1 protein-coding gene is annotated in these 810 nt (G+C 64.6%); it reads left to right on the top strand.

The genetic code is table 11. The annotated features are described in order from the left end of the window. Positions 1 to 810, top strand: an 810-nt coding sequence (locus tag ABD332_RS59930; protein ID WP_344516116.1) for a non-reducing end alpha-L-arabinofuranosidase family hydrolase, incomplete at its 5' end; no start/stop codon positions are given.

Raw genomic sequence — 810 nt, 5'->3', positions numbered from 1 at the left:
TACAACGGCAAGCACCTGGTCTACGCGTCGAACGTCTCCAGTGGAGGGTCGTACGGCTCGATGAGCTTCGGCCTGTTCACCAACTGGTCGGACATGGCCTCGGCCAGCCAGAACGGCATGAGCTCCGGCACGGTGGCGCCGACGCTGTTCTACTTCGCGCCGAAGAACGTCTGGGTGCTGGCCTACCAGTGGGGGCCGAACGCGTTCAACTACAAGACGTCCAGCGACCCGACCAACCCCAACGGCTGGTCGTCGCCGCAGGCGCTGTTCACCGGCAGCATCACCGGCTCGAGCACCGGCGTCATCGACCAGACGCTCATCGGTGACGGCACGAACATGTACCTGTTCTTCGCCGGTGACAACGGCAAGATCTACCGGGCCAGCATGCCGATCGGGAACTTCCCGGGCAACTTCGGCTCCAGCTACACGACGATCATGAGCGACTCGACGAACAACCTGTTCGAGGCGGTCGAGGTCTACAAGGTGCAGGGTCAGAACCAGTACCTGATGATCGTCGAGGCGATCGGCAGTCAGGGCCGCTACTTCCGCTCGTTCACGTCCAGCAGCCTGAGCGGGTCGTGGACCCCGCAGGCCGCCAGTGAGAGCAACCCCTTCGCCGGCAAGGCGAACAGCGGCGCGACGTGGACCAACGACATCAGCCACGGTGACCTGGTCCGCACCAACCCCGACCAGACCAAGACCATCGACCCGTGCAACCTGCAGTTCCTGTACCAGGGCAAGAACCCCAGCGCGGGCGGCGACTACAACCTGCTGCCGTGGCGGCCGGGCGTGCTGACGCTGCAGCGCTGA

Source organism: Dactylosporangium maewongense (assembly GCF_039531485.1).
Lineage (GTDB): Bacteria > Actinomycetota > Actinomycetes > Mycobacteriales > Micromonosporaceae > Dactylosporangium > Dactylosporangium maewongense.
This window is presented reverse-complemented; position numbering and strand designations above follow the sequence as displayed.